Genomic DNA, 22,141 nt, shown 5'->3' on the forward strand with positions numbered 1-22,141 from the left:
GTTGCGACTCCTCATGTGCGACCACGCGGATGACAATTGAAGCAGGCATTGCTGTCGTACGAGTAGCCCGATCTGCCCTTGTGTTTGTCGTCCATGTCCTTCTTGTTGTGGGCGTGACAGCTAAGGCAGGTGAAGACGGCGTAGTTCGACGGATTCGTGTGACAGGTCGCGCAGTTGTTGCTCCACTTGCCTTGATGCTTCCCGGAGTAGATCGGGAAGAACGCAGCATCGTGATTGAACGTGGCGCCCGTCCACTGGTTGACGTTGTGGCAGTCCAGACAGGTGGTCGGATACCCGGTGCCGGCGTGCTCGGCGTTGTAGTCCGCCTGGTGGCAGGCTACGCAGTCGTTCTGGTTCGTGGGGTTCCACGGCACCGCACCGCCGGGGCCCGAGTGGCAGGTGCTACAGGCTGCCGAGTTGTGCGCGCCCACCAGATTGAATCCGCCGGACACCGTACCGTGGTTGAAGGTCGCACCCGTCCACTGGTTCACGTTGTGGCAGGATAGACAGGTGGTCGGATAGCCGGTGCCCGCGTGCTCGGCGTTGTAGTCCGCCTGGTGGCAGGCCACGCAGTCGTCCTGGTTGGCCGGGGACCAGGGCACTGCGCCGCCCGGGCCCGAGTGACAGGTGCTGCACGCGACCGAGCTGTGCGCACCCACCAGGTTGAACCCGGACACGGAGCCGTGATTGAAGGTGGCGCCCGTCCATTGGTTCACGTTGTGGCAGGACAAACACGTGGTCGGGTAGCCTGTGCCCGCATGCTTCGCGTTGTAGTCCGCCTGGTGGCAGGCCACGCAGTCGTCCTGGGTGGTCGGAGCCCAGGGTACCGCGTTGTTCGGGCCGGAGTGGCAGGCAGAGCAGGCCGCCGAGCTGTGGGCGCCTACCAGGTTGAACCCTCCAGAGACCGACCCGTGATTGAAGGTGGCGCCCGTCCACTGATTCACGTTGTGGCAGGACAGGCAGGCGGTCGAGTAGCCGCTGCCCGCATGCTGCGCGTCGTAGTCCGCCTGGTGGCAGGCCACGCAGTCGTCCTGGTTGCTCGGGGCCCAGGGCACCGCGTTGTTCGGGCCCGAGTGGCACGCGGAGCAGGCCGCCGTGCTGTGTGCGCCCGCCAGGCCGAAGCCGCCGGACTGGACCGTGTGGTCGAACGCGGCTCCGGCCCACGAGTTGACCGTGTGGCAGGCCAGGCAGTCCGTCGGGATGTTCGTGCCGGCGTGCTGCTGGTCGTAGTCCGTCCGGTGGCAAGCCACACAGTCGTCCTGACTGCTCGGGGCCCAGGGCAGCGCCCCGTTCGGCCCCGAGTGACACGCTGAGCAGGCGGCCGTCAGGTGCCGACCCAGCAACTGGAACCCGCCCGAGATCGTCACATGGTCGAACGTCTGCGTGCCCCACCCGTCCACACTGTGGCAGGTGGCGCACTCCGTCGGGATCTGGGTACCCGCGTGCTGCCGATCGTAGTCCGCCTGGTGGCAGGCCACGCAGTCGTTGGCGCTCTGCGCCTGGAAGCGCAGCGCATGGTTGGGCGGGATATGGCAGCTTTCGCAGGCCAGTGCGGCATGCTCGCCCAACAGGGGGAACCCGCTCAGCTGTAGGTGGTCGAACAGCGCGCCCGACCAGCTGTCCACCGTGTGGCACTGCGTACACGTCGTCGGGAAGCCCGAGCCCGCGTGCTCCCCGTCGTAGTCCGCCTGGTGGCAGGCCACGCAGTCCTCGTCGTTCGCCGCCGAGAACACCACCCCGAACTGCGGCCCGCTGTGACAGCTCGAACACGCCGCCTGCTCGTGGCTCCCCAACAGCCGGAACCCACCCGACAGCGCCGGATGGTCGATCGCCGCTCCCGACCACGTCTCCACCGTGTGGCACGTCAGGCATGTCGTCGGGAACCCGTTCCCCCCGTGCTCCCGCTCGTAGTCCACCGTGTGACAGGTCAGGCAGTCGTCCTGACTCGCCGGGCTCCACAGCGGCTCCAGCGACGGCAGCGCGTGGCAGCTCGCACACTCCAGCCCCACGTGCGCCCCCACCAGGCCGAATCCGCCCGACAAGCGCGCGTGGTCGAACGACTCCGTCGCCCGCCACGACAACGTCCCGTGGCACTGCTCGCACGTCGTCGGGAACCCCAGCGTCTCGTGGTCGATCACGTTCGTGCGCTGATAGTCCCCGAGGTGGCAGCTCACGCACTCCGCGTCCCGCGCCGAGAACGCGCCCCCGCGGTCGTCCACGTGACAGCTCTCGCAGCTCACCTGCAGGTGCGACCCCGTCAGCGGGAACTCCGTCCGCGCGTGCAGCTCCACCGCCTCCACCTGCTGGAACGACGTCGTCGTGTGACACGTCGCGCATTCCTGGCCCAAGGCCCCCTGGTGAACGTCCAGGTGGCACGAGGTGCAGTCGCCCAGCTCCACCTTCGGCTGATCGAACCGCAGGCTCAGGTGGCAGCGCACGCATTGCGCCTCGCTGTGCGACCCCGTCAGAGGGAACGCCGTCCGGCCGTGGTCGAAGTCCAGGCTCTGCTTGATCGGCGCCCACGAATTCGCTGTGTGGCACGACGCGCAGTCCAGATCCGACGGCAGCGTGCCGTGCGGATTGACCACGTTCGCCTGCCCCGCCGCGCCCCCAGCGCTCAACGCCAGAAGGCTCGTCGCCGCGAGCATTCGTAGGAGGGACCCCATCTCGTGCCTCAGCCCTGATCCCGGATCCGGTCCAACGCTGACCGCGCCATCGCCGCCACCGCGCCGCTGCTCGTCTGCGACGCCGCCTGCTCCCACCAGCTCCGCGCCTGTGACACGTTCCCCAGGCTGATCTCCGCCACACCCAGGTTGTACAGGGCTGCCGGATCCTCAGGGAAGGGACCCATCATCCGGATCATCAGATCGCGCACGTCCGCCCACCGCACCAGACCGCCGTAGCAGTCCGCCAGGTCCAGCCAGGCCTGCCGTCGGCTCGGATCCAACTCGATCAGCCGCTCGTACAGGGCCGCCGCCTCTTCGCGCTTGTGCGCATCGTGCAGCAGCGTCGCCAGCGCCTCCAGCGACTCCGCATCCTCCGGCGACTCCGTCACTCGCGCCTGCAACGCTTGCAGTTGCGTGCGATACGCGTCTGAAACCGGACCCACGGAGTCCGACGGCAGTGCTCCACCCGCCCCCGCACCCAACTCCACGCCGGCCTCCGCATGCAGCGACCGCAACGCTTCGTCGGTCATCCCCGCGCCTTCCAGCGGCCCTGGCGTCGCACCGCCCCCCGTCATCCGCATGAAGGCCACGGCGGTCACGCCCACGCCCACCAGCAGAGCTGCCGCCGCCATTCCCCGCGTGCGCCGCAGCTCTCGCTCTCGTGATACTTCAGGCTTCAAGGATGTCACCAGGACCCACCTTCAGGTTGTCGTGAACCTGACCGGAGAGACCGCGGTGTTGTGGATGAAGCGCGACACAGGGCCGCACCGGGGGGCCTCACCAGCGTACGTGGGTAGTACTACGGAGCAATTCCCGGACCCGGGAATGCGAATGTCGCCGACGCACCGCGAGCGGGTGGAGAAAGGCGCACGCCTGCGGGGGATTAGGAGCTACTAAAGCGTTGCGGTGCCCGCACTACGGTGCATCGCGCCGGCGCACGATCGTCTCGGATCGGGCATCTTCCGTCACCCGCACGTCGAAGTCCAGACGCCCTACGCGTCGGGCGCTACGCTCGGCGTCGGCCCGGCTGCGGAAGCGCCCCACCCGGACGCGGTAGCGATCGTCGCCGTCCGAGTCGAGACGCACCAGCCGAGGCGTCAGTCCAGCCCGGAGTGCCCGATCGAACAACCGGGCCGCCCGCGCATAGGAGTCCGTCGACCCCAGTTCCAGAGCGAACAAGACGTCCTCGCGGTCGACGCGCTCACCTCTCGCTTCTGCGAGCTGATCGAGTCGCAGGCGGGCGCGGGCCGCGTAGGTACCGGACGGGTATTCGAGGACGATCCGCCGGTAGTCGCTGGCTGCGAGATCAGGGTCGACGGTGAGCCGTGCGCGCAGCCACAGGGCCCGCTCCATGTCCACGGAGCGAATCTCGCCGTTGGTCTCGAACCAGAGCTCCAGCGTCAGGCGCGCCTCGTCCAGTCGAGCCTCGGCGGCGCGCTCTTCCACGTCGTCGAGCGCGGAGCGCTGGGCCAGCGCGAGACCCGGATGCAGCAGCGCCCACGCCAGGCCCAGCAGAAGCGTGGGCGCGCGCTTCTTCACGCGGCGCGGCGGCTCCTCGCTTCGAGCGCGAGAAACCACTCCTCCAGCAGGTGTTCGTCCGAAAAGCTCGCACTCTTGAGGAGACGGTCTACGCGCGCCAACTCCACGAGGGCGGTGCGGAGCTCGGGTTCGGTCCAGCCCCGTGCCTGCGGGCGCAGGCGCTTGGCGAGCCACTTCTGATGCGGAGGAAGGACGCGTTCCAACGCGGCCGCGCCCCCCGAGACGAGCAGGCCCAGACGCAACAGATGCGCGCCCAACCCGATGACGAGCCCGACCCCTGACTCCCCCTGATCCGCGAGCACGGGCAACGCTCGGCGCGCCTCGCGAAAGCGACGCTCGCCGACGAGGTCGAACCACCGCCACCGGTCCTGCGCCGGTAGACGCGTCCCGGCCGCCTCCACGTCGGCGGTCCCTACCCGACCTCCCGCGCCCACGCGGTCGCGGAGCTTGGCCAACTCCTGATCCAGGATGCCGAGATCGGCACCCACACCCGCCGCCAGCCCGTGGGCGGCATCCGGGTCGACCTCGATCTGGTAGTGTTCGCGCGCCCAGCTCATGAGCCACCCCGGAACGTCGTCCTGCGAGAGCGGGGCGAACTCGGTGGAACGAGCCTTTCGCGTCAACGTCGTCCAGAACTTGGCCTTGGAGCCGGACGGGATGCGCGCCACCAGGATGAGGGCGAGTCCGGGCGGCGTGCGCTCGAGCACGTCCTCGATGACGGCCCGGGTGCGAGCGCTCGCGGCGAGCGCCTCGGCATCCCGCACCAGCACCACGCGCCACTCCGCCATCATCGGGGGCGTCCCGATCACCGAGGCCAAGGTCTCGACGGAGACGTCCGATCCTCGCAGGACGTCGAGGTTGAAGTCGCGCACGCCTGGTTCGAGGTGTGCCGAGATGAGGTCCGCGAACGCGCGCTCCTTCCGGAACTCGTCCTCACCGTGGAGGAAGAAGACGCCGCCCTTGCGACCGGTGGCGGACGCTGACGCCATCGCGGCAGCGCCTACTCGAACCCGACCGTGTGGACCGGGAAGCCTACGTCGAGACGTCGGCCCGCCAACGCCGAGTACTCATACAGCAACGCGTTCGCGTCTCCCCAGAAGTCGTCCAACGCAGCCGAGACACCCGCCGTCCCCGGAAAGGGGGTCGAGCCCAGCCGGAACCGCGAGGCCGGGCGCCGGGGTGGCTCGGCGGCGATCGCCGGCAGGGTCACGTCGAGGACCACCGGCTGCAGGGTCGGCAACCAAGCCAGGATCACCAGGAAGACTGCAACACCGGCCAGCGCGCTGGTGGTCGCCGCCGACCCCTGGGAACTGCGAGCCAATCGACCGATCGCCCGCTCCTCGCTGAGCCGAGCCTCGAGGCGGGCACGGAAATCGGGAGTGGCCTCGACCCCGGGGAGGCTCTTGACCGCCCGGGTGCTCTTCTCGAAGACCACGGCATACCGATCACAGGTCGGGCAGACCGCCCGGTGCTGCTCGAACGACTCCCGTTCCGCCGGACCCAGCAGGCCGTCGGAATAGTCGGAGAAGCTGGTCAGGAAGTCCTGACACCCCATGCGCGAATCCCGTACTTCAGTCAGTGGTGAACCGGGCCGCACTGCCAGCGGCTCAAGGAGTGATACTGGCGGGGATCGGGGCAGGTTCCGGGAGGGGTACGGAAGAAGCGGGGGCGGCCTGGCCAGGCCGCCCCCGGGAACCTCTGGAGAGGCGTCGGACGCTTCCCTAGTCGATCATGGGAGCGACGATCCGGGCAAAGTTGTTGCGCGCCCGATTCAGGCGGCTCTTGACCGTACCCAGGTTACAGTCGGTGATCTCCGCGATCTCCTCGTAGGTCTTCCCCTCCAGTTCCCGAAGGACGAAGACCTCCCGGTGGTGCTCGGGCAGCTCGGCCACGGCCTCTTCGACCTTCTCGCGCAGAAAACGCTTCCGGTAGAGGTCATCGGGCTTGAGCTTGGGATCCTCCCACTCCAGCGGCCGATGGTCCGCGTCCCAGTTCTTCTTGATGGTCTGGAAGAGGACCAGCGGATTGCGGGAACGGTTGCGCAACTCGTTCTTGGCCAGGTTCCCGGCGATGGTGTAGATCCAGGTCGAGAACTTCTTGGTCTGATCGAAGCGGTGCAGGTGCCGGTACACCCGGACGAACGTCTCCTGGACGAGGTCCTGGGCACGCTCCCGATCCCCCACCGTACGGTAGACGAAGTTGAGCAGGCGTTGGTCGTAGCGCTCCACCAACTCTCCGAAGGCGCGCTCGTCGCCGGCCAGGAAGGCCCGCACCACGTCGCTGTCGGACAGCTGCGCCCGCTCGACCCGGGCCTCTCGCGAGGCTCCGGTCCCAAAGGGCGCCGGCTTGCGCAGGAGACTCATCTTCCTCGCTCCCATCTTCCCCCCAAGGCTCGAATGAGCTCGGACTGTCCAGTAGACAGCCAACGGACTCCGGGCGTTAGGAAAGGCACCTTCCATACCACGCCGGAACCCCAGTAAATACGAGGCATTCCGCGGATCATGTCCTCTGGTTGGGACGGGGGCGTGTTTCGAAATGGACGGGTTGGAACTCGAAACGAGGTAGGGCTGGTTGGCCCGCCGCGGCCGGGGACCCGCCTCCGGACCGGTGGGGGGGCTCAGCCCCCCTGGCCCCCCAGCAGGAAGCGCCCCACGAAGAGCAGCGAGACCAGGGTCTTCGCGTCGGTGACGGCGCCCTCGCGGATCAAGGACTCGACCCGGGACCAGGGGAGCGACACCACCTCCATGAACTCGTCGGAGTCCCGCTCGGTGCGGCCGTCGGAGAGGTCCCAGGCGGCGTACAGGCGGATGACCTCGTCGGTGAAGCCGGGTGTGGTATGGATGCGCGTCAGGTAGCGAAGCTGCCCTGCCACGTAGCCGGTCTCCTCTTCCAGCTCCCGCCGGGCGCAGACCTCCCAGTCCTCACCGTCGAAGGCTGGCATGCCCGCCGGCACTTCCCACATCTCGCCGCCCGCGGCATAGCGGTATTGACGGAGCATCACGATGCGGGGATCGGTCACGGTACCGGGAGCGTCCAGGAAGGGAACCACACACGAGGCACCGCGATGCCGCACCAGCTCCAGCTCGCCCACCGACCCGTCGGGGAAGCGCACGGTATCGACGCTGAGGCGCACGATGCGCCCGCTGTGGACCTCCCGGCGTCCGATCCGCCCTGGCTCCGGGGGCGTGGCACTCTCCATCAGTGCGCGCCCACCACCTCGACGGGACCGTGGTCGAGTGCCTCCAGGTCGGCTCGGATCCGTTCCGCGTCCCCGACGACCACGACCTGGAGCTCGCTCAGCCGGATGTGGTTGCGGCCCGCCGCCAGCGCCGCCTCGGGCGTGACCGCGCGGATGCGGTCGCGGTAGCGCTCGTACTCGTCGTCCGGAAGGTCGTACATCCACAGGCGCCCGACCTGGGTGGCCACCTGCGCCGCCGTCTCGAACTGAAGCGGAAACACCCCCGCCATGTAGTCCCGCGCCGACTCGACCTCTTCCTGGGTCGGTCCGGCCTCCACCATCGCGCGCAGTTCCGAAAGCGCCTCCCGAACCGCGGCTGCAGTCACCTGTGTCTCGACCGCCGTGGAGACCGTGAACGGCCCCCGGTTGCGTCGCAGGTCGAACCGTGAGCGCACGCCGTAGGTGAACCCGTGCTTCTCGCGCAGGTTCAGGTTGAGCCGGCTCGAGAACAGCCCGCCCAGGATCTCGTTGAACACGCGCAGCGCGAAGAAATCCGGGATCGTGCGCGCCGCCCCCACGTGGCCAATCCGGATTTCCGATTGGACGGCGTCTTCACGGTGCACGATCCACACGCGTGGCTCCGCCGACCTGGAGACGCACGCCAGGGCGGGCCGTCCGGGTCCGTCCCCGGACCAGCGCGCGAACCGCTGGTCGATGCGCGCCGCCAGGGCCTGTGTGTCCACGTCGCCGGCCGCCACGATCGCAGCGCCACCCGAGCGATAGGTGCGGGCGTGATACTCCTTGACCGCCTCCCGATCCAGCGCCTCGACGCTGGTACGCTCGCCCTGCAAGCGGCGCCCGTAGGGCTCGTCGCCGGCGTAGAGGTAGCGTGCAGCGGAATGGGCGGCGAGTGCCCGCGGATCCGCGAGCTCATGCTCGATCTGCGCCAGGCGCTGCGAGCGCAGGCGCTCGACCTCGTCCGCGGGGAACGCGGGATCGAGCGCCATCTCGGCCAGCAGGTCGAACGCCTCCAGCGTGCGATCCGCGACACAGGTGATGGCCATGACGGTGGAATCCCATCCCGTCCGCACGCCGACGGAGGTCCCGAGGGCCTCCAGGGCCTCCGCCAGCTCGGCGGCGGTGCGCCGTGAGGTCCCGCCCTCCAATGCACGTCCCGTGAGCACGGCCAGGCCCGCCGCCTCCGCCGGGATGCCCGACTCCGCAGCGTCCAGCAACAACGTCAGCGTGACCAGTGGAATGCGGGGCATGCGTGCGACCTGCAGGGGGACGCCACAACTCAACTGCACGCGCTCGACCGCAGGGGGTTGGAACGGCCGGATGCGACCCGGCGCCGGCACGTCGACATGGGTACGGGCGCTCATGCCTCTTCCTCCGGCACATACGTGAGCACAGCGCGGTTTTGCGCGCCCAGGAATTCGCGCGCGAACGTCTCGACCTCACGCGGGCCCACGGCACGCATCCGATCGATCTCGCTCTCGATCCGGCCTGGATCTGCGAAGTAGTGCTCATACATCGACATCAAATCGGCCCGCTCTCCGATCTCCTCCACGCTCGCCAGCAGCCGGGTCTCCGCCATGGCCACCGCCCGCTCCACCTCCTCCTCGCGCACCTCTTCCATGGCATCGAGCTCTTCGGCCACGGCCTGTTCGAGCACCTCGGCCTCGACGCCAGGCAGTCCCGTCACCCAGAGCACGGCGAGCGCCGCGCCGGTGTCGACCGGGAATACGAATCCCGCTGCGTCCTTCGCGATCTTGCGCTCGCGGATCAAGCGCGAGTACAGGCGCGACGACCGCCCCAGCGAAAGCACGCCGAACGCCATTTCCGCGGTCTGGAACCCTGCGTCCGTAAAACGGGGTGCACGCAGCCCCACATAGACGCGGTTGAGCGGCACGCGCGCTTCCACCCGCTCGTAGATCCCGACCCCCAGCACCGGATCGATCTCCGGCTCTCCAGGGAGATCCGGGACGGGAGCGCCCGCCGGGACCTCGCCGAAGTTGCGCTCGATCATCTCCAGCGCCTCGTCGCGATCGAAGTCGCCGCAGACCGTGAGGACCGCGTTGTTGGGCACGTAGAACGTCTGAAAGAAGTCGGAGACGTTCTCCAAACTGGCGGCGCTGATGTCCTCCATCGAACCGATGACGGTGTGGTGATAGGGATGCGAGGGCGGGAAGACCAGCGCCTGCACGCGTTCGTCCCAATCGCCGTACGGCTGGTTGTCGTAACGCCAACGCCGCTCGTTCTTCACCACGTCACGTTGGTTGTCGAGCTTCTCCTGCGTCATGGCCGGCAGCATCCACCCCATGCGGTCGGCCTCCAGCCAGAGCGCCAGCTCGAGGTGGTGGGACGGGAGGGTCTCGTAGTAGTTGGTCCGGTCGAACCAGGTGGAGGCGTTCAACGAGCCGCCCGCTCTCTCGACGAGCTCGAAGTGTCGGTTCTTGGGAACGTGGGCCGAGCCCTGGAACATCATGTGCTCGAACAGATGGGCGAACCCCGTGAGACCCTCGGGCTCGTTTCGGGAGCCCACGCCGTACCAGAGATTCACGCCCACGATCGGTGTGGTGTCGTCCGGGGCCAGCACGACTCGCAGGCCGTTGGCCAGCGTGAGGCGCTCGTACTCGAAACGGATCAAGTCATTCTCCTGACCGAGTGCGGGACGGGGTCTTCCCCTCCCCTCGCGTATGAATCGTCACGGACGGGTCATCAAGCGCGCGTGGTAGGCCCTCGGCCCGTAGCTCCCCTTCAGCGCGGCCGCCGCGGCCACCGCGCCCTCTCCGAGGAGGTCCTCCAGCTCCTCGACCGCGCTCTCGCCCTCTTCGAGCTCGACCGCGCGCGCCCGCTCCAGCATCTCCCAGGCGAGATCCTCGTCTCCCTCCGCCGCGCAAGCCAGGGCCGCCAGCATCTGGGCCTCCACATCCTCGGGATCGAGGCGAGCCGCCACCACCAGATCGGCCACGGCTTCGTCCGCGCGGTCGGCTTCGATCAGCGCCAGCCCCACCAGCACACGCGCCCAGGGGTCGTCGGGATCCAGCGCAGACGCCTGGTGGAAGTCATCGAGGGCGCCCTGGGCATCCGCCGTGAGGGCGCGGCCCACCCCCCGCTCGAGGAACGCGAGCGGCTCGTCCGGAGCGATCTGGATCGCTTCGTCCAGTTCTCGCAGGGCCTCCGCCCCGTATCCTTCCCGGGCGAGGTAGCCGCCGTAGAGGTAGTGGGGGCGCGCCAGTCCGGGTCCCAGCAGTGTGGCGGTACGCAGCGCAGCCTCCGCGTCCGGGTCATCGAAGCGCGCCAGGCCGACACCGGCCGTGGCCAACAGCTCGGGGTCATCGATCCCGACCTCCAGCGCGCGCTTGAAGCGCTCGTAGCCGACTCCCTCCAACCCGAGCGCCGTCTCGACCACGCCCAGAGCACACAGGACCGTGACGTCCTCCTCGTCGGACTCGAGCAGGGCTCGCAACGACTCGGCGGCGCCGTCCCAATCCCCTTCCTCGGCCATGCCGAAAGCGCGGTCGACGCCGCGCTGACGTTCTTCCGGATCGATGTGCACGTGGCCGCCGTGGCGAATGCGAGGGTAGTTCGGGAGCGAGGCTAGGCGCCGTATTTCTCGAGGCGCCCGGCATGAGCCAGAGCGAGCGACATCAACTCCACACCGTGGAAGTGTCCCAGATCCCCTCCCCGGCAGTCACGCTCGCCGAAGCGAGACGCGGTGGGGCGCACCCACCGTGAGGCCATCAGGACGGGCACGGGATGCCACGAGTGGGCTCGCAGGGCCGCGGGCGTGGAGTGGTCCCCAGTCACGATGAGCACGTCCGGCTCCAGGGCGACGATGCGCGGGATAAGGGCGTCGACCGCCTCGATGGCCGCCACCTTGGCATCGAAGTCACCGTCCTCGCCGCGAGCATCCGTGGCCTTGAAGTGCAGGAAGCCGTAGTCGAAGCGATCCCAACACGACTCCAACGCGGAGACGGTCTGCTCGTCCCCCGCCGGTTCCACCTCGACGGCCATCCCGACGAGGCGGGCCACACCCCGGTACATCGGATACTTGGCCAACGCCACCGCCGAGAGCCCGAAACGCTCCCGGAACGACGGGATCCCCTCGTAGCGGTCGAAGCCACGCGCCAGGAGCGCCTGGACCCGCGGGTGGTCCGCCAGCGCCGTCCGCGCCTGATCGAGCAGGTGGTTGACAAGCTCTGCCGTACGCACCGAGTCGGGAGCCGAGGCACGGGCCGGCAGCGGTGGGACACCCGTCTCCTGGGGATCCGTGTCTTCGACGGCACCGCCCAATCCCTCGCCGCGGAGCACCATCACCGCACGATGCTCCTTCTCGTGCAGGATGGTGAGCTCGACCCCGGGAGGCGCTTCCACCGCGGACCGCACCCGATCGATGACGGCCTTCCCTTCCGCGTCGCTGGGTCGGCCGGCCCGACGGTCGCTGATGCGTCCTTCCTTGTCGAGGGACGCCAGATTCAGGCGGAACGCCACGTCACCCGGCTTCAGGTCGAAGCCCACCCCCAAGGCCGACAGGGTGCCGCGTCCGATGGGGTACGCCAGAGGATCGTACCCGAACAACGCCAGGTGGGCCGGTCCGCTACCCGGTGTGACCCCGGGAGCCACGGGATTGAACACACCCAGCGACGAACGCGCCGCCACGGCGTCCAGGTTGGGCGTGCGGGCCGCTTCCAGCTCGGTCAAACCGGCGGGCCCGGGGAGACCTCCGAGGCCGTCCATCACGACCAGGAGGATCGAGCCGCCCTCGGCTCGCGATACGAGGTCGTCCGGGATCGTGATCTCGCTCATCTGTCCCAACGAACGGGGGTTGTCCGGCGCGTGACCACGGCCGGAACTCGGCAGGAATCTAGCAGGTCGCTGGCGATCGTGAAGGCAGCGCCGCGCTGCACGCGGGGGCTCCGTCGGCCGCGATTGCGGACCCCCGCCTCGGTCCCTACGATCCGACACCTGCCCCCCCGCCCTGCCAACCGGGAGAACCCGTGAGACTCACGCGCTTCGAGATGGAGCGGTACCAGTCGACCTTCGAGCATCGGGTCCGCTACAACCTCTCCGAGAGCGGCGTCCACCCCATGACGACGCGCGAGCTGCTGGAGCTCGCCGGGTCGGACCTCGATGTGCTCGGCATCCGACTGGAGTACGGCCAGTCCAACGGCTCGGATCAGTTGCGCGAGAACATCGCGGCCCTCTATCCGGACTGCTCCGAGGCATCCGTGCTCGTCACGGTCGGAGGTGCCGAGGCCAACTTCACGGCGTGCTGGCGCTTGATGGAGTCGGGCCAGAAGGTGGCGGTCATGGTGCCCAATTACATGCAGGTGCCTGGCCTGCTGCAGACGTTCGGCGCCCAGCCCCTCACCTTCCCCCTGCTGGAGGAGACCGGTTGGCAGCCCGATCTCGACCGGTTGCGTGCGTGTCTCGATGAGGGTGCCCGCTTCATCCTGGTGACCAACCCGAACAACCCCACGGGGAGCATCCTGACGGAGGCGTCCATGGACGGCATCGTCCAGGAGGCCGAGCGCGTGGGTGCCTGGATCCTGGCGGACGAAGTGTATCAAGGCGCGGAGTTGGACGGACGCCAGAGCCCCAGCTTCCACGGTCGCAGCGAGCGCGTCCTGGTCACCAACTCCCTGTCGAAGGCCTACGGGTTGCCGGGGCTCCGCCTCGGTTGGATCATCGCGCCTGGCGACCTGCGCGAGGACCTCTGGAGCCGCACGGACTACACGACCATCACTCCGGCGACACTCTCCGATGCGCTGGCCACGCTCGCGGTGGAGCGGAAGGCGCGTGAGCGCATCCGCGCGCGTACGCGCGAGATCCTGAATCGCAACCTCCCGCTGCTGGTCGAGTGGATGAAGAAGCAGGATGGCTTGTTCTCCTACCGTCTGCCGCAAGCGGGAGCCATCTGCTACGTGCGCTACGACGCGCCCATCAACTCCACAGAGCTGGCCGAGCGACTTCGCACCGAGCGCGACGTCCTGGTCGTACCCGGTGATCATTTCGGGATGGATCACTACCTGAGGATCGGGATCGGTCCGCCGGAGGAACTGCTGCTGGAGGGCTTGGAGCGCGTCGCGCAGGAGTTTCGCGCGGTCGGGGTCTGAGGAGCCCGGGTCTCGCGAACGAGGGTCAGCGGTCGTGGAGCCAGCGCTCGAGGCGCCAGAGGGCGGCTACGTAGCGAGCCGCCTCCTCACGGTCCTCGGGAGGCGCGGCGTCGGCCAGAGAGGTCGCCCGATCCAGATCGCGGGAGATGGAATCGGCAGTCGCCGACACCCAGAGCCGATGAAGCTCCCGGATCGTATCGCTCGAGATGGAGGGCTCCGACGTCACAGGCTGACCGTCCGCGGGCCTCGCACCCTGGGGGCTCCGGGACGGCCCCGGAGAAAAGGGCTGGCCGTATCCGGCCAAGATAGGCCCTGGGGGAACCCAACAAAAGATGAAGGAAGACCCGTGAAGATCACGTGGAAGGGGCTCGGCCTCGGAGTGCTGCTCGGCCTGAGCCTGGCCCCCGCGCTCCCCGCTCAGGAGCCCTTCGACCTCCTCATTCGGGGCGGCCGCATCCTGGACGGTACGGGGAATCCGTGGTTCCAGGCCGACGTCGGGGTCCGGGGCGGACGCATCGCCGCCGTGGGGCGGCTGGAGGGGTCCACGGCCCGCAGGATCGTCGATGCCCGGGGACGGATGGTCGCGCCCGGTTTCATCGACATGCACTCGCACGCCGACGATCACTTCGCGGGCCGGGAGCCCACGGGACTGCGCTCCCCCGATCCACGCCGACGGGCCGCTCCCAACGTGGTGGCGCAAGGTGTCACCACGGTCGTCGTCAACCAGGACGGACGATCCTTCTGGCCGATCCGCGAGCAGCGTGCCGCCCTGGAGCGACTGGGCGCCGGACCCAACGTGGCGCTCATGGTGGGGCACGGTGAGGTGCGTCGGCAGGTGATGGGAGACGACTTCGCGCGGGCCGCCACCCCGGACGAAGTGAGCCGCATGCGGGCGCTCGTGCGCCAGGCTCAGGAGGAGGGTGCCTGGGGTCTGTCGGCGGGTCTCGAGTACGTCCCCGGCCGCTTCAGCACCACGGACGAGGTTGCCGCGCTGGCCGCGGAGCTCGTGCCCTTCGACGGCGTCTACATCTCGCACGAGCGAAGCGAGGGCTCCGATCCCATGTGGTACTGGCCCAGTCAGGATCCGGCCGGGCCGCCCACCCTGCTCGATGCCGTGCAAGAAACGATCGAGATCGGTCGGCGCAGCGGCGCGCGGGTGGTCGCCTCCCACATCAAGGCCAAAGGCGCGCACTACTGGGGCTCGAGCGGAGCAGCCATCCAGAGCATCGAGCGGGCCCGCTCGGAGGGCGTGCGGGTCTGGGCCGATCAGTATCCGTACGCGACGTCAGGCTCCGACGGCGGCACGGTCCTCATCCCGGACTGGGTGTTCAGAGCGCCCGCCCGCGAGGAGCCCGACCGGACCGCCGAGCTCGAGCGCGCCCTGGCGCAGGAGAGCAGCGCTGCGCAGGTGCGGGGCGACATCGCGCACGAGATCCGGCGACGTGGGGGTGCGGATCGCGTGGTGGTGTCCGACCACCCGCGCGCGGACTTCGTGGGCAAGAGCCTCGCAGAGATCGCCACGCTCCTGGGCCAGGACCCGGTCGAGGCCGCGCTCTCCCTGCAGCGCCTGGGCGACCCCAGGCGCCCCGGAGGCGGGCGGGTACGCGGCTTCTCGATGTCGGAGATCGATGTCGAGGCGTATGCAGGCCGACCCTGGGTGGCCACCGCGTCCGACGGTGGCATCTCCCTTCCCGAGGACGGCCCCAACGTGCACGCCCGCTACTACGGCACCTTCCCTCGCAAGATCCGGCACTACGCCATCGAGCGGGGAGTGCTCTCGGTCGAGGACGCGGTACGCTCCATGACCTCCCTGCCGGCGAGGATCATGGGCCTCTCCGATCGCGGCATGATCCGTGAAGGGATGGTGGCCGACCTGGTCGTCTTCGACCTCGGCACCATCGCCGATGCCTCCACGTTCGTGGAGCCGCACCAGTATGCGCAGGGCATCGAGTGGGTGGTGGTCGGAGGCGTACCAGTCGTGGAAGCCGGGCAGCTGACGTGGGCGCTGCCTGGACGGATCCTGACACGAGGGGGAGGAGGGCACTAGTGCCGCTACGCGACGCCGCGCACGAGCTGGCGCTGCTCGTCAAATCGCGACACCCTCTGCTGGTGTTGGAGTCCGCCGACAGCGACCGGATCGACACCCTGCTCCGCCACGTCGCCGACGCGCTCCAGCTCCCGCTCTTCTCGTGGTCGCGCGTGCGCGGCCTCACCCGCGCCGGTGCCAGCGGGCCGGTCTATGGAACCGAGGACGTCGGCGCCGCCCTGGGGCATATGGCCGCCAGCAACGTCCAGGCACTGTACCATCTGCCCGGCCTGGCTCCCCTCGTGCGCGGCAACGCCGTCTTGGAAGCCCGGTTGGAGGAGGCCGTGCAGCGCGCCCGCGGCCCGGGTTCCACCCTATTGATCACGGGCGTGGACGTCGATCTATCCGAGACCCTGCGCCCCCACGTGACTCGCTTCACACTGCCGGGGCCCTCGGAAGATGAGCTCCGTGCGCTGCTCTCGCAGTTGATCCGGGACCTGTCGGCGCGTCAGCACGTGGAGGTGGCCGTCACTCCTGCCGAGCTCACCCGTCTCCTGCGCCCTCTGGAGGGCCTCACGCTCCTGGAGGCGGAGAAGATCCTAACCAAGGCGATCGTCGAAGACGGTCGCCTCACCGTCGACGACATCCGTCACGTCATCGAGGCCAAGAAGCAGGTCATCGAACGCGAGGGGCTGCTCGAGTACTATCCGCTCGAGGAGACGCGGACCGAGATCGCCGATCTGGTGCGTTTGAAGGGCTGGTTGCGCAAGCGCAAAGCGGTTCTACAGGATCCCGCGGCAGCGGAGAAGTTCGGGCTGGCCTTTCCCCGCGGTATGCTGCTGCTGGGAGTGCCGGGCTGCGGCAAGAGCCTGTGCGCCAAAGCCGTGGCCACCGAGTGGCAGCTCCCTCTCCTCAAGCTCGACCCGTCCAATCTCTACAACAAGTACATCGGCGAGAGCGAGAAGAACTTCAAGCGGGCCATGGAAGCGGCCGAGCGCATGGCGCCGGTGGTGCTCTGGATCGACGAGCTGGAGAAGGCCTTCGCCGAAGGAGGGTCGGAAGACGGCGGCGTGTCGCAGCGGATCCTCGGAAGCTTCCTTTCCTGGATGCAGGAGCGCCGGGGCGAGGTGTTCGTGGTGGCCACTGCCAACCAGATCGCTCGGGTTCCTCCCGAGCTGCTCCGCAAGGGTCGCTTCGATGAGATCTTTTTCGTCGACCTGCCTCCTGCCGAGGTCCGCATCGAGATCTTCCGCATCCATCTCGCCCGGCGCGGACACGACCCTGCCGGTTTCGACCTTGCGGCCCTTGCCTCCGCCACCGATGGCTTCAGCGGCGCAGAGATCGAACAGGTCGTGGTCGCGGCCCTGTTCAGCGCCTTCTCTGCGCAGAAGCCCCTCACCCAGGCCACGCTGAACGCGGAGATCGAGGGAACGCTGCCGTTGGCCGTGACCATGAAGGAGCGCGTGGCGCAGATGCGCGCCTGGGCTCGAGAACGGGCGGTCCCGGCGAACTGACCCGGTAGAAGCCGTGGGCTTCGGGACCGTGCTCGGCGTCGCGCTGGACGAGCTCGACGTCCCCTACGTCGAGGTGCGGAATGTGGACACCGGGGTGCCGAACGGACCTCCCTGAGCGTCCAACAGCGGATCGGGCTCCAGCCCGTGCGCCATATCCTCCAACTCCCCGACCAGGCCGCGCTCCAGCAGCAGATCGAAGGCGTCGACCACGCGCGGATCGAAGTGGCGACCTCGCTTGGCGCGCACGCGCTCGACCGCCAGATCGTGCGGGAAAGCATCCTTGTAGGGGCGCTTGTGGGTCAGGGAGTCGTAGACGTCCGCCACGGCCACGATCCGCCCCACCAACGGGATGTCGTCCTCCCCCAACCCGGAATACCCCTCCCCGTCCCACCGTTCGTGATGGCTGTCGGCGATGCGGCGCGCCACCTCAAGAAGGGAATAGTGGCTCCCCGAGAGAATGCGGGCTCCGATCGTGGTGTGCCCCTTCATGACCTCGAATTCCTGCTCGGTCAGCGGCCCCGGCTTCATGAGGATGGAATCGGGAATCCCGATCTTGCCGACGTCGTGCAGCGGTGCAGCCCGCCGGATCAGTCGGACTTCCTCGCGATGCAGGCCCAGCTCCTGCGCAAGCAGCGCGGACAGCAGACCGACGCGCTCGGCATGCTGGCCCGTGATGTCGTCCCGGTATTCGGCTGCGATGGCCAGACGCCGCAGGATCTCGACCTGCGCTTCCGCGAGCTCGTGCGTCCTCTCCCGCACTTTCTCTTCCAACGTCTCGTTGTGCCGACGGAGCTCCCGGTGGAGGAAGCGCGTCTCCAGGAGGTTCTTGATGCGCAGCAGGACCTCGCCGGCCTCGAAGGGTTTGGTGAGGAAGTCCTTGGCGCCCATCTGCAGTGCCTTGCGCCGCGCTTCCGGATCGAGGTGTCCCGTGATGACCAGGATCGGGAGATAGGTGTTGTCCGGGATGTACGGAGCCAGGGCGGCCATGACATCGAAGCCGTCCAGGTGCGGCATCAACAGATCCAGCACGATCAGATCGGGCTCGAACCCCAGAAAGATGTCGAGCGCTTCGCGCGGGTCCTGAGTGGAGACCACTGCGTGGAATCCCGAGGCGCGGAGCAGCTGGTCCAGGACGCGCACATTGTCTTCCTCGTCGTCGACGAGGAGGATGCGAGCCTGGCGGAGCTGTTCGTTCCAGAGCGGAGAAGGAACCGGCTTCATCGTCCTCTGGTGCGTTGGGCGCGAATCCTTGGATGCGTCGGACGCGAGTGTCACTCCAAGGGGAGCTCGAGAGGTTCGTCGACGACCCGGATCAAATCCGGCGAATCCTCCTCGACACGGTTCACCCGGACGGACACCGGGTGTGCTTCGAGCCTGGCGCTGGCCCCCTGAACGACCGCTTCAAGCTCGCTCGACGAGGTGTTCTTGTCCAACCACACGCTTCGGAGCGGCTCCGGGACCAACACGGGGACCCGGTCGTGGATGTGGGCCAGCTCCGGCGGGGCGGCGCGGGTCAGGATCGCGAACGAAGGCGGAAGACCCTCGGGGGGCCGCTCCCAGATGCCCGCGAAGGTGAGGGGTCGGGCGCCATGGATCCAGTACGGTACCTTCCCACCGGGGCCCCGTCGCCATTCGTAGAACCCGGAGGCGGGCACCAGGCAGCGACGGTGGGCCAGCGCGTTCCGGAACGGCCAGCGGGAGGCTGCGGTCTCCGAGCGCGCGTTGATGTGCCGCGCACCGGCGCGGCGGCTGTCTTCCCCCGGAGGGATCAGTCCCCAGCGCGCCCAATCGAGCCGTGCCCCGGTGGCCGATCCGCGGGCAACCAGCGCCTCCTGCGTGGGGGCGATGTTGTAGCGGGGAAGGTAGCCTTCAGGCACCTCGGCGCCCTCGAAGAGCTCGCTCAACTCGTCGGCGGTCAGCGCGACCCCGTAGCGACCGCACATCAGTGACCCCGGGTCCGCCAGAAGGGCGGGCGCGTCACTCGGAAGGCCGTCGCTGGACCAGCAGGGCCGCGCCCTGCTCGCGCTCCCGGCGGTAGCCCAACAGGTGGAGCAATTCCAGGGCGTACCAGCGAGCCACCCGCCGATTGACGAGCAGGCGGTCGTCGTACCCCGCGACGCGGTGGATGCCCGGAAGCCAGTGCACGACCCTGTCGGTGTGCAGATGGCGCAGCCACTCGGAGATCTTCAGCCAGATGAAGCGGAACTCGCGGACGATGAAGAAGCCGTCGTCGCCCTGCGCCTGATACAGGGGCATGAGGATCCGGGCCGTGGCGGGGGAACGGACTTCCCCGCCGACGTCGTGCGCCAGCACCTGCCCCCGGTCCACCGGCTGGAAGCTCCGGAAGCCGGGCAACATGGTGAACTGGTCCGATGGAGCGACCGGGTGCCGGTAGCGGAACTCGAGGACGCGCGGAATCTCGCCCCGCTCGTCCTCCAGGCGCGCCTTTGCCGCTTCCGCCTCCGGAGCATCGGCAGCGTCGAGCAGACCGGCGGCCACCAGGGCCAGCCAGATGGCCCCCTCTGCCCGCTCGACCGCCAGCGGGTCCTGGTTCTGCCCGGTCTCGACCACCATGACTGTGTGGCCGAGGCCGTCGACCCAGTCCATCAACGTTCCCTCGACCCGCTCCTCCAGGCCCAACACGAGGGGGATCGGCAGGGTCAGCGCGAACGCGCGATTGCGGAGTGTATCGCAGGCCGTGCTGAACGGGGCGCCTTCGCCGGAGGTCGTGTGCAGATCGACCACGAACACCGGACCCCGGGCATCGTGGAAGGCCTCGTCCAGCTCCTTCAGCAGCTCGGACTGCTCCTGGTCCTCACCTCCTTCCAGGGCCGAGCTCGTGGTCCGCAGCATCTCGACGCGCTTCGAGCCCCAGGCACGGTTGAGGTCGCGGACCAGAAAGCGCCTCCCGACCCGCAAGGCCCGTCGGTTTCCGGCGATGGCCACCAGCTCCCCGCGCAGGCGGTCCTGGCGGCCCACCAGCGTGGCCACCACTCGCTGCAGCGCCAGCACGCCGGCGGGCTCGTTGCCGTGCAGACCGCCCACCGCCACCAGGCTGGGTCCCGGCCGTTCGCCTCGGACCCGCCCCAGGATGCGCTCGACCTCGATGCCGACCCGGTCGCTTTCCGCGACCGCCCCTGACGTGCTACCGGACATCCAACCCCACTCCTGAGCCGTTCAAGCCTTCTCCTTGAGAGTATCGGAAAGAAGCTGGTAGGCGATCGGCATGAAGTCACTCTCGGTGACGATTCCCACCAGCTTTCCGCCGCTGACCACCGGCAGGCACGAAAGGCGGCGTTCCCGCATCAGCTCGATCGCCTCCAGGGTAGGTGTCTGCGGGGTCACGGTCACCGGATCCCGCGCCATCACGTCCCGGACGGGAAGCGGATCCATGTTGGGGTTCTTGCCCTGGGCTACCATCCGCAACAGAGAGCGATAAGACACCACACCGACCAACTCGTTCGCGTCGTTCTCGACCAGGACATGCCGGATCACGTTCTTGTCCATGAGGAACGCCACCAGGTCGATCAGCTCGTCCTCGTTGACCGTGTACAGGGACGTGGTCATGTACTGTTCCACGGTCAGGTAGTTCGGCGCCCAATCGCCAGCCTCCTCGATGCGGGCCAGCGACCACTCGTGTACGGGCTTGCCCTCCCGTTGGCGGGCCGCCGAGGCGGCGGTAACCGCAGCCAACCGTTCCGACTGAGTCCCCTTCCCGGCCATGGAGGCCAGCGACGTCAGGGTCCAGGCCGCGCCAGTCGCCCGCCTCCGCACACGCTCCTCCACCACACCCAGATAGTAGTCGATGTCGCCTTCGTCGATTCCAGCGCTGGCCAGGCCGCGGCGAGCGAGCGGAATCAGCTCGTCCTCCAGAAGGCTCTGCGCCGAGATGGACGTGTCATCGAACCAGAAGAAGCCCGCCCGCATGCCCATACGCGCCGCCGCCAGGAAGTTGGCCCGCGCGATGTCGAACGAGAGGCGCTCGCGTACGTCACCGAACTCGGCCACCCCTCCGAGGACAGCGCCGATCCAGAGTGCCGCATTGGCAACTTCATCGACGACCGACGGACCCGCCGGGATGACCCGACACTCGATGCGAAGGTGAGGCTTCCCGCCTCCGACACCGTAGCAGGGTCGGTTCCATCGGTAGACCGTCCCATTGTGCAGCTGGAGCGCACGCAGCCGGGGCACCCCACCCCGGTCGAGCACCTCGAGCGGATCCTCCTCGATCTCAGTGGCGAGCAGGACCCGAAAATGTGCGATGTCGTCCTCGAACAGCTCGGTTACGCTTTCGCGAAGCCACCGCTCGCCGAAGCGAACACGGGGTTGCAGCTCCCGCATGTGCAGCGTCGTGGAACGGGTGTCGAGCGACTGTTGAAAGAGCGCGATCCGCGTCTCCGACCACAGGCGCTTCCCGAACAGCAACGGTGAATTGACGCAAGCGGCCAGCACCGGGCCCGTCACCGCTTGAGCCACGTTGTAGAAGGTGGCAAACTCCTCGGCTTCCACCTGCAAATGCACCTGCGCGCTGGTATTGCACGCCTCCAGCATGACGGAATCGTGCTCGATGTTGAGATCGTCGATGCCGATGATGCGCAGGCGATAGCTGCCGCCCCGCATCCGGTTCATCGCCTCGTTGAGCGCGTAGTAGCGCTCCTTCGGCGTCATGTTGTCGAGCGTAAGGTCGGACTTGCCCAGCGTTGGCAGAATGCCTGTCAGCACTGCGTCGCATCCCAACTCGGCCGCCGCGCGCCGCACCTCGGCCATGCGGGTGTCGATCTCGGTCTGGAGGTGCCTGAAGCACGCGCCGACCAGCTCGTGTGGATCCAGGTTGAATTCGAGGTTGAAGCGCGCGAGCTCCGTCACGAAGGCACCGTCGCCCAACCGGTCCAGCACCTCTATGGCTACCGGGGCCGGTCTCCAACCCCGGTTCACCAGGAAGAGCTCCTGCTCGGCCCCGAAGCGCCTCACTCCCGACTCGATCAGCCCTTCCGCCAGCATCCGCTCCAACGCCTGCAAATCGCGCAGGAGGGCGCGTGTGAAGGTCCGCACCCCGGCGCCGTCGGCTGCGCTGACGTCGTGACGGCCCATCGCTC

The 22,141-nt window shown here is 68.4% G+C and carries 19 protein-coding genes; 3 read left to right on the top strand and 16 right to left on the bottom strand.

What is annotated here, in order from left to right; translation table 11 throughout:
- Positions 1-11: 11 nt before the first annotated feature.
- From R3E10_07240 to R3E10_07290, 11 genes are all read right to left on the bottom strand, one after another.
- Positions 12-2,666, bottom strand: a complete 2,655-nt coding sequence (locus R3E10_07240) for a hypothetical protein (GenBank protein ID MEZ4415533.1) — start codon at positions 2,664-2,666, stop codon at positions 12-14.
- A gap of 8 nt (positions 2,667-2,674) precedes the next feature.
- The gene (locus tag R3E10_07245) at positions 2,675-3,355 is read right to left on the bottom strand and encodes a tetratricopeptide repeat protein (protein MEZ4415534.1); all 681 of its coding nucleotides are present in this window, start codon (positions 3,353-3,355) and stop codon (positions 2,675-2,677) included.
- Between the two features lie 226 nt (positions 3,356-3,581).
- Positions 3,582-4,205: an SPOR domain-containing protein gene (locus R3E10_07250; GenBank protein MEZ4415535.1), complete on the bottom strand. Its 624-nt coding sequence runs from the start codon at positions 4,203-4,205 to the stop codon at positions 3,582-3,584.
- Positions 4,202-5,194 (bottom strand): DNA polymerase III subunit delta, encoded by a 993-nt coding sequence (gene holA / locus R3E10_07255; protein MEZ4415536.1) that lies wholly within the window; start codon positions 5,192-5,194, stop codon positions 4,202-4,204. The genes R3E10_07250 and holA overlap by 4 nt, the downstream gene beginning before the upstream one ends.
- A gap of 11 nt (positions 5,195-5,205) precedes the next feature.
- Positions 5,206-5,760 (bottom strand): zf-HC2 domain-containing protein, encoded by a 555-nt coding sequence (locus R3E10_07260; protein MEZ4415537.1) that lies wholly within the window; start codon positions 5,758-5,760, stop codon positions 5,206-5,208.
- 166 nt (positions 5,761-5,926) lie between these two features.
- The gene (locus tag R3E10_07265) at positions 5,927-6,568 is read right to left on the bottom strand and encodes a sigma-70 family RNA polymerase sigma factor (GenBank protein MEZ4415538.1); all 642 of its coding nucleotides are present in this window, start codon (positions 6,566-6,568) and stop codon (positions 5,927-5,929) included.
- 254 nt (positions 6,569-6,822) lie between these two features.
- Positions 6,823-7,404 (bottom strand): NUDIX hydrolase, encoded by a 582-nt coding sequence (locus R3E10_07270; GenBank protein ID MEZ4415539.1) that lies wholly within the window; start codon positions 7,402-7,404, stop codon positions 6,823-6,825.
- Positions 7,404-8,765 (bottom strand): pitrilysin family protein, encoded by a 1,362-nt coding sequence (locus R3E10_07275; GenBank protein MEZ4415540.1) that lies wholly within the window; start codon positions 8,763-8,765, stop codon positions 7,404-7,406. The genes R3E10_07270 and R3E10_07275 overlap by 1 nt, the downstream gene beginning before the upstream one ends.
- On the bottom strand, positions 8,762-10,033 hold the full coding sequence (locus R3E10_07280; GenBank protein MEZ4415541.1) for a pitrilysin family protein: 1,272 nt from the start codon (positions 10,031-10,033) through the stop codon (positions 8,762-8,764). Before R3E10_07280 ends, R3E10_07275 begins: the two co-directional genes overlap by 4 nt.
- Positions 10,034-10,090: 57 nt before the next feature.
- Entirely contained in the window at positions 10,091-10,945 is an 855-nt protein-coding gene (locus R3E10_07285; GenBank protein MEZ4415542.1) for a tetratricopeptide repeat protein, read from the bottom strand.
- Between the two features lie 41 nt (positions 10,946-10,986).
- Complete coding sequence (locus tag R3E10_07290) at positions 10,987-12,195, bottom strand: 2,3-bisphosphoglycerate-independent phosphoglycerate mutase (GenBank protein ID MEZ4415543.1); 1,209 nt, start codon at positions 12,193-12,195, stop codon at positions 10,987-10,989.
- A gap of 191 nt (positions 12,196-12,386) precedes the next feature.
- Between R3E10_07290 and R3E10_07295 the strand changes: the two genes are divergently transcribed.
- On the top strand, positions 12,387-13,505 hold the full coding sequence (locus tag R3E10_07295) for an aminotransferase class I/II-fold pyridoxal phosphate-dependent enzyme (GenBank protein MEZ4415544.1): 1,119 nt from the start codon (positions 12,387-12,389) through the stop codon (positions 13,503-13,505).
- 25 nt (positions 13,506-13,530) lie between these two features.
- On the opposite strand, the gene R3E10_07300 is transcribed toward R3E10_07295, so the two are convergent.
- Positions 13,531-13,731: a hypothetical protein gene (locus R3E10_07300; protein MEZ4415545.1), complete on the bottom strand. Its 201-nt coding sequence runs from the start codon at positions 13,729-13,731 to the stop codon at positions 13,531-13,533.
- Between the two features lie 120 nt (positions 13,732-13,851).
- On the opposite strand from R3E10_07300, the gene R3E10_07305 reads away from it, so the two are divergent.
- Together R3E10_07305 and R3E10_07310 are read left to right on the top strand one after the other, a co-directional pair.
- A complete protein-coding gene (locus R3E10_07305; GenBank protein ID MEZ4415546.1) occupies positions 13,852-15,552 on the top strand; it encodes an amidohydrolase family protein in 1,701 nt (566 codons plus the stop codon).
- The gene (locus tag R3E10_07310) at positions 15,552-17,045 is read left to right on the top strand and encodes an AAA family ATPase (GenBank protein MEZ4415547.1); all 1,494 of its coding nucleotides are present in this window, start codon (positions 15,552-15,554) and stop codon (positions 17,043-17,045) included. Before R3E10_07305 ends, R3E10_07310 begins: the two co-directional genes overlap by 1 nt.
- 63 nt (positions 17,046-17,108) lie before the next feature.
- On the opposite strand, the gene R3E10_07315 is transcribed toward R3E10_07310, so the two are convergent.
- From R3E10_07315 to R3E10_07330, 4 genes are read right to left on the bottom strand one after another with little or no spacing between them, the layout of a single operon-like run.
- Positions 17,109-18,266 (bottom strand): response regulator, encoded by a 1,158-nt coding sequence (locus tag R3E10_07315; GenBank protein MEZ4415548.1) that lies wholly within the window; start codon positions 18,264-18,266, stop codon positions 17,109-17,111.
- 50 nt (positions 18,267-18,316) lie between these two features.
- Positions 18,317-18,988: an SOS response-associated peptidase gene (locus tag R3E10_07320; GenBank protein MEZ4415549.1), complete on the bottom strand. Its 672-nt coding sequence runs from the start codon at positions 18,986-18,988 to the stop codon at positions 18,317-18,319.
- A 34-nt stretch (positions 18,989-19,022) separates the two neighbouring features.
- Complete coding sequence (locus R3E10_07325) at positions 19,023-20,201, bottom strand: succinylglutamate desuccinylase/aspartoacylase family protein (protein ID MEZ4415550.1); 1,179 nt, start codon at positions 20,199-20,201, stop codon at positions 19,023-19,025.
- A gap of 21 nt (positions 20,202-20,222) precedes the next feature.
- Positions 20,223-22,136, bottom strand: a complete 1,914-nt coding sequence (locus R3E10_07330) for a glutamate-cysteine ligase family protein (GenBank protein ID MEZ4415551.1) — start codon at positions 22,134-22,136, stop codon at positions 20,223-20,225.
- Between the last annotated feature and the right edge of the window lie 5 nt (positions 22,137-22,141).

The sequence above is a fragment of the Gemmatimonadota bacterium genome (assembly GCA_041390105.1).
Classification (GTDB): Bacteria; Gemmatimonadota; Gemmatimonadetes; order Longimicrobiales; family Gaopeijiaceae; genus JAGQIF01.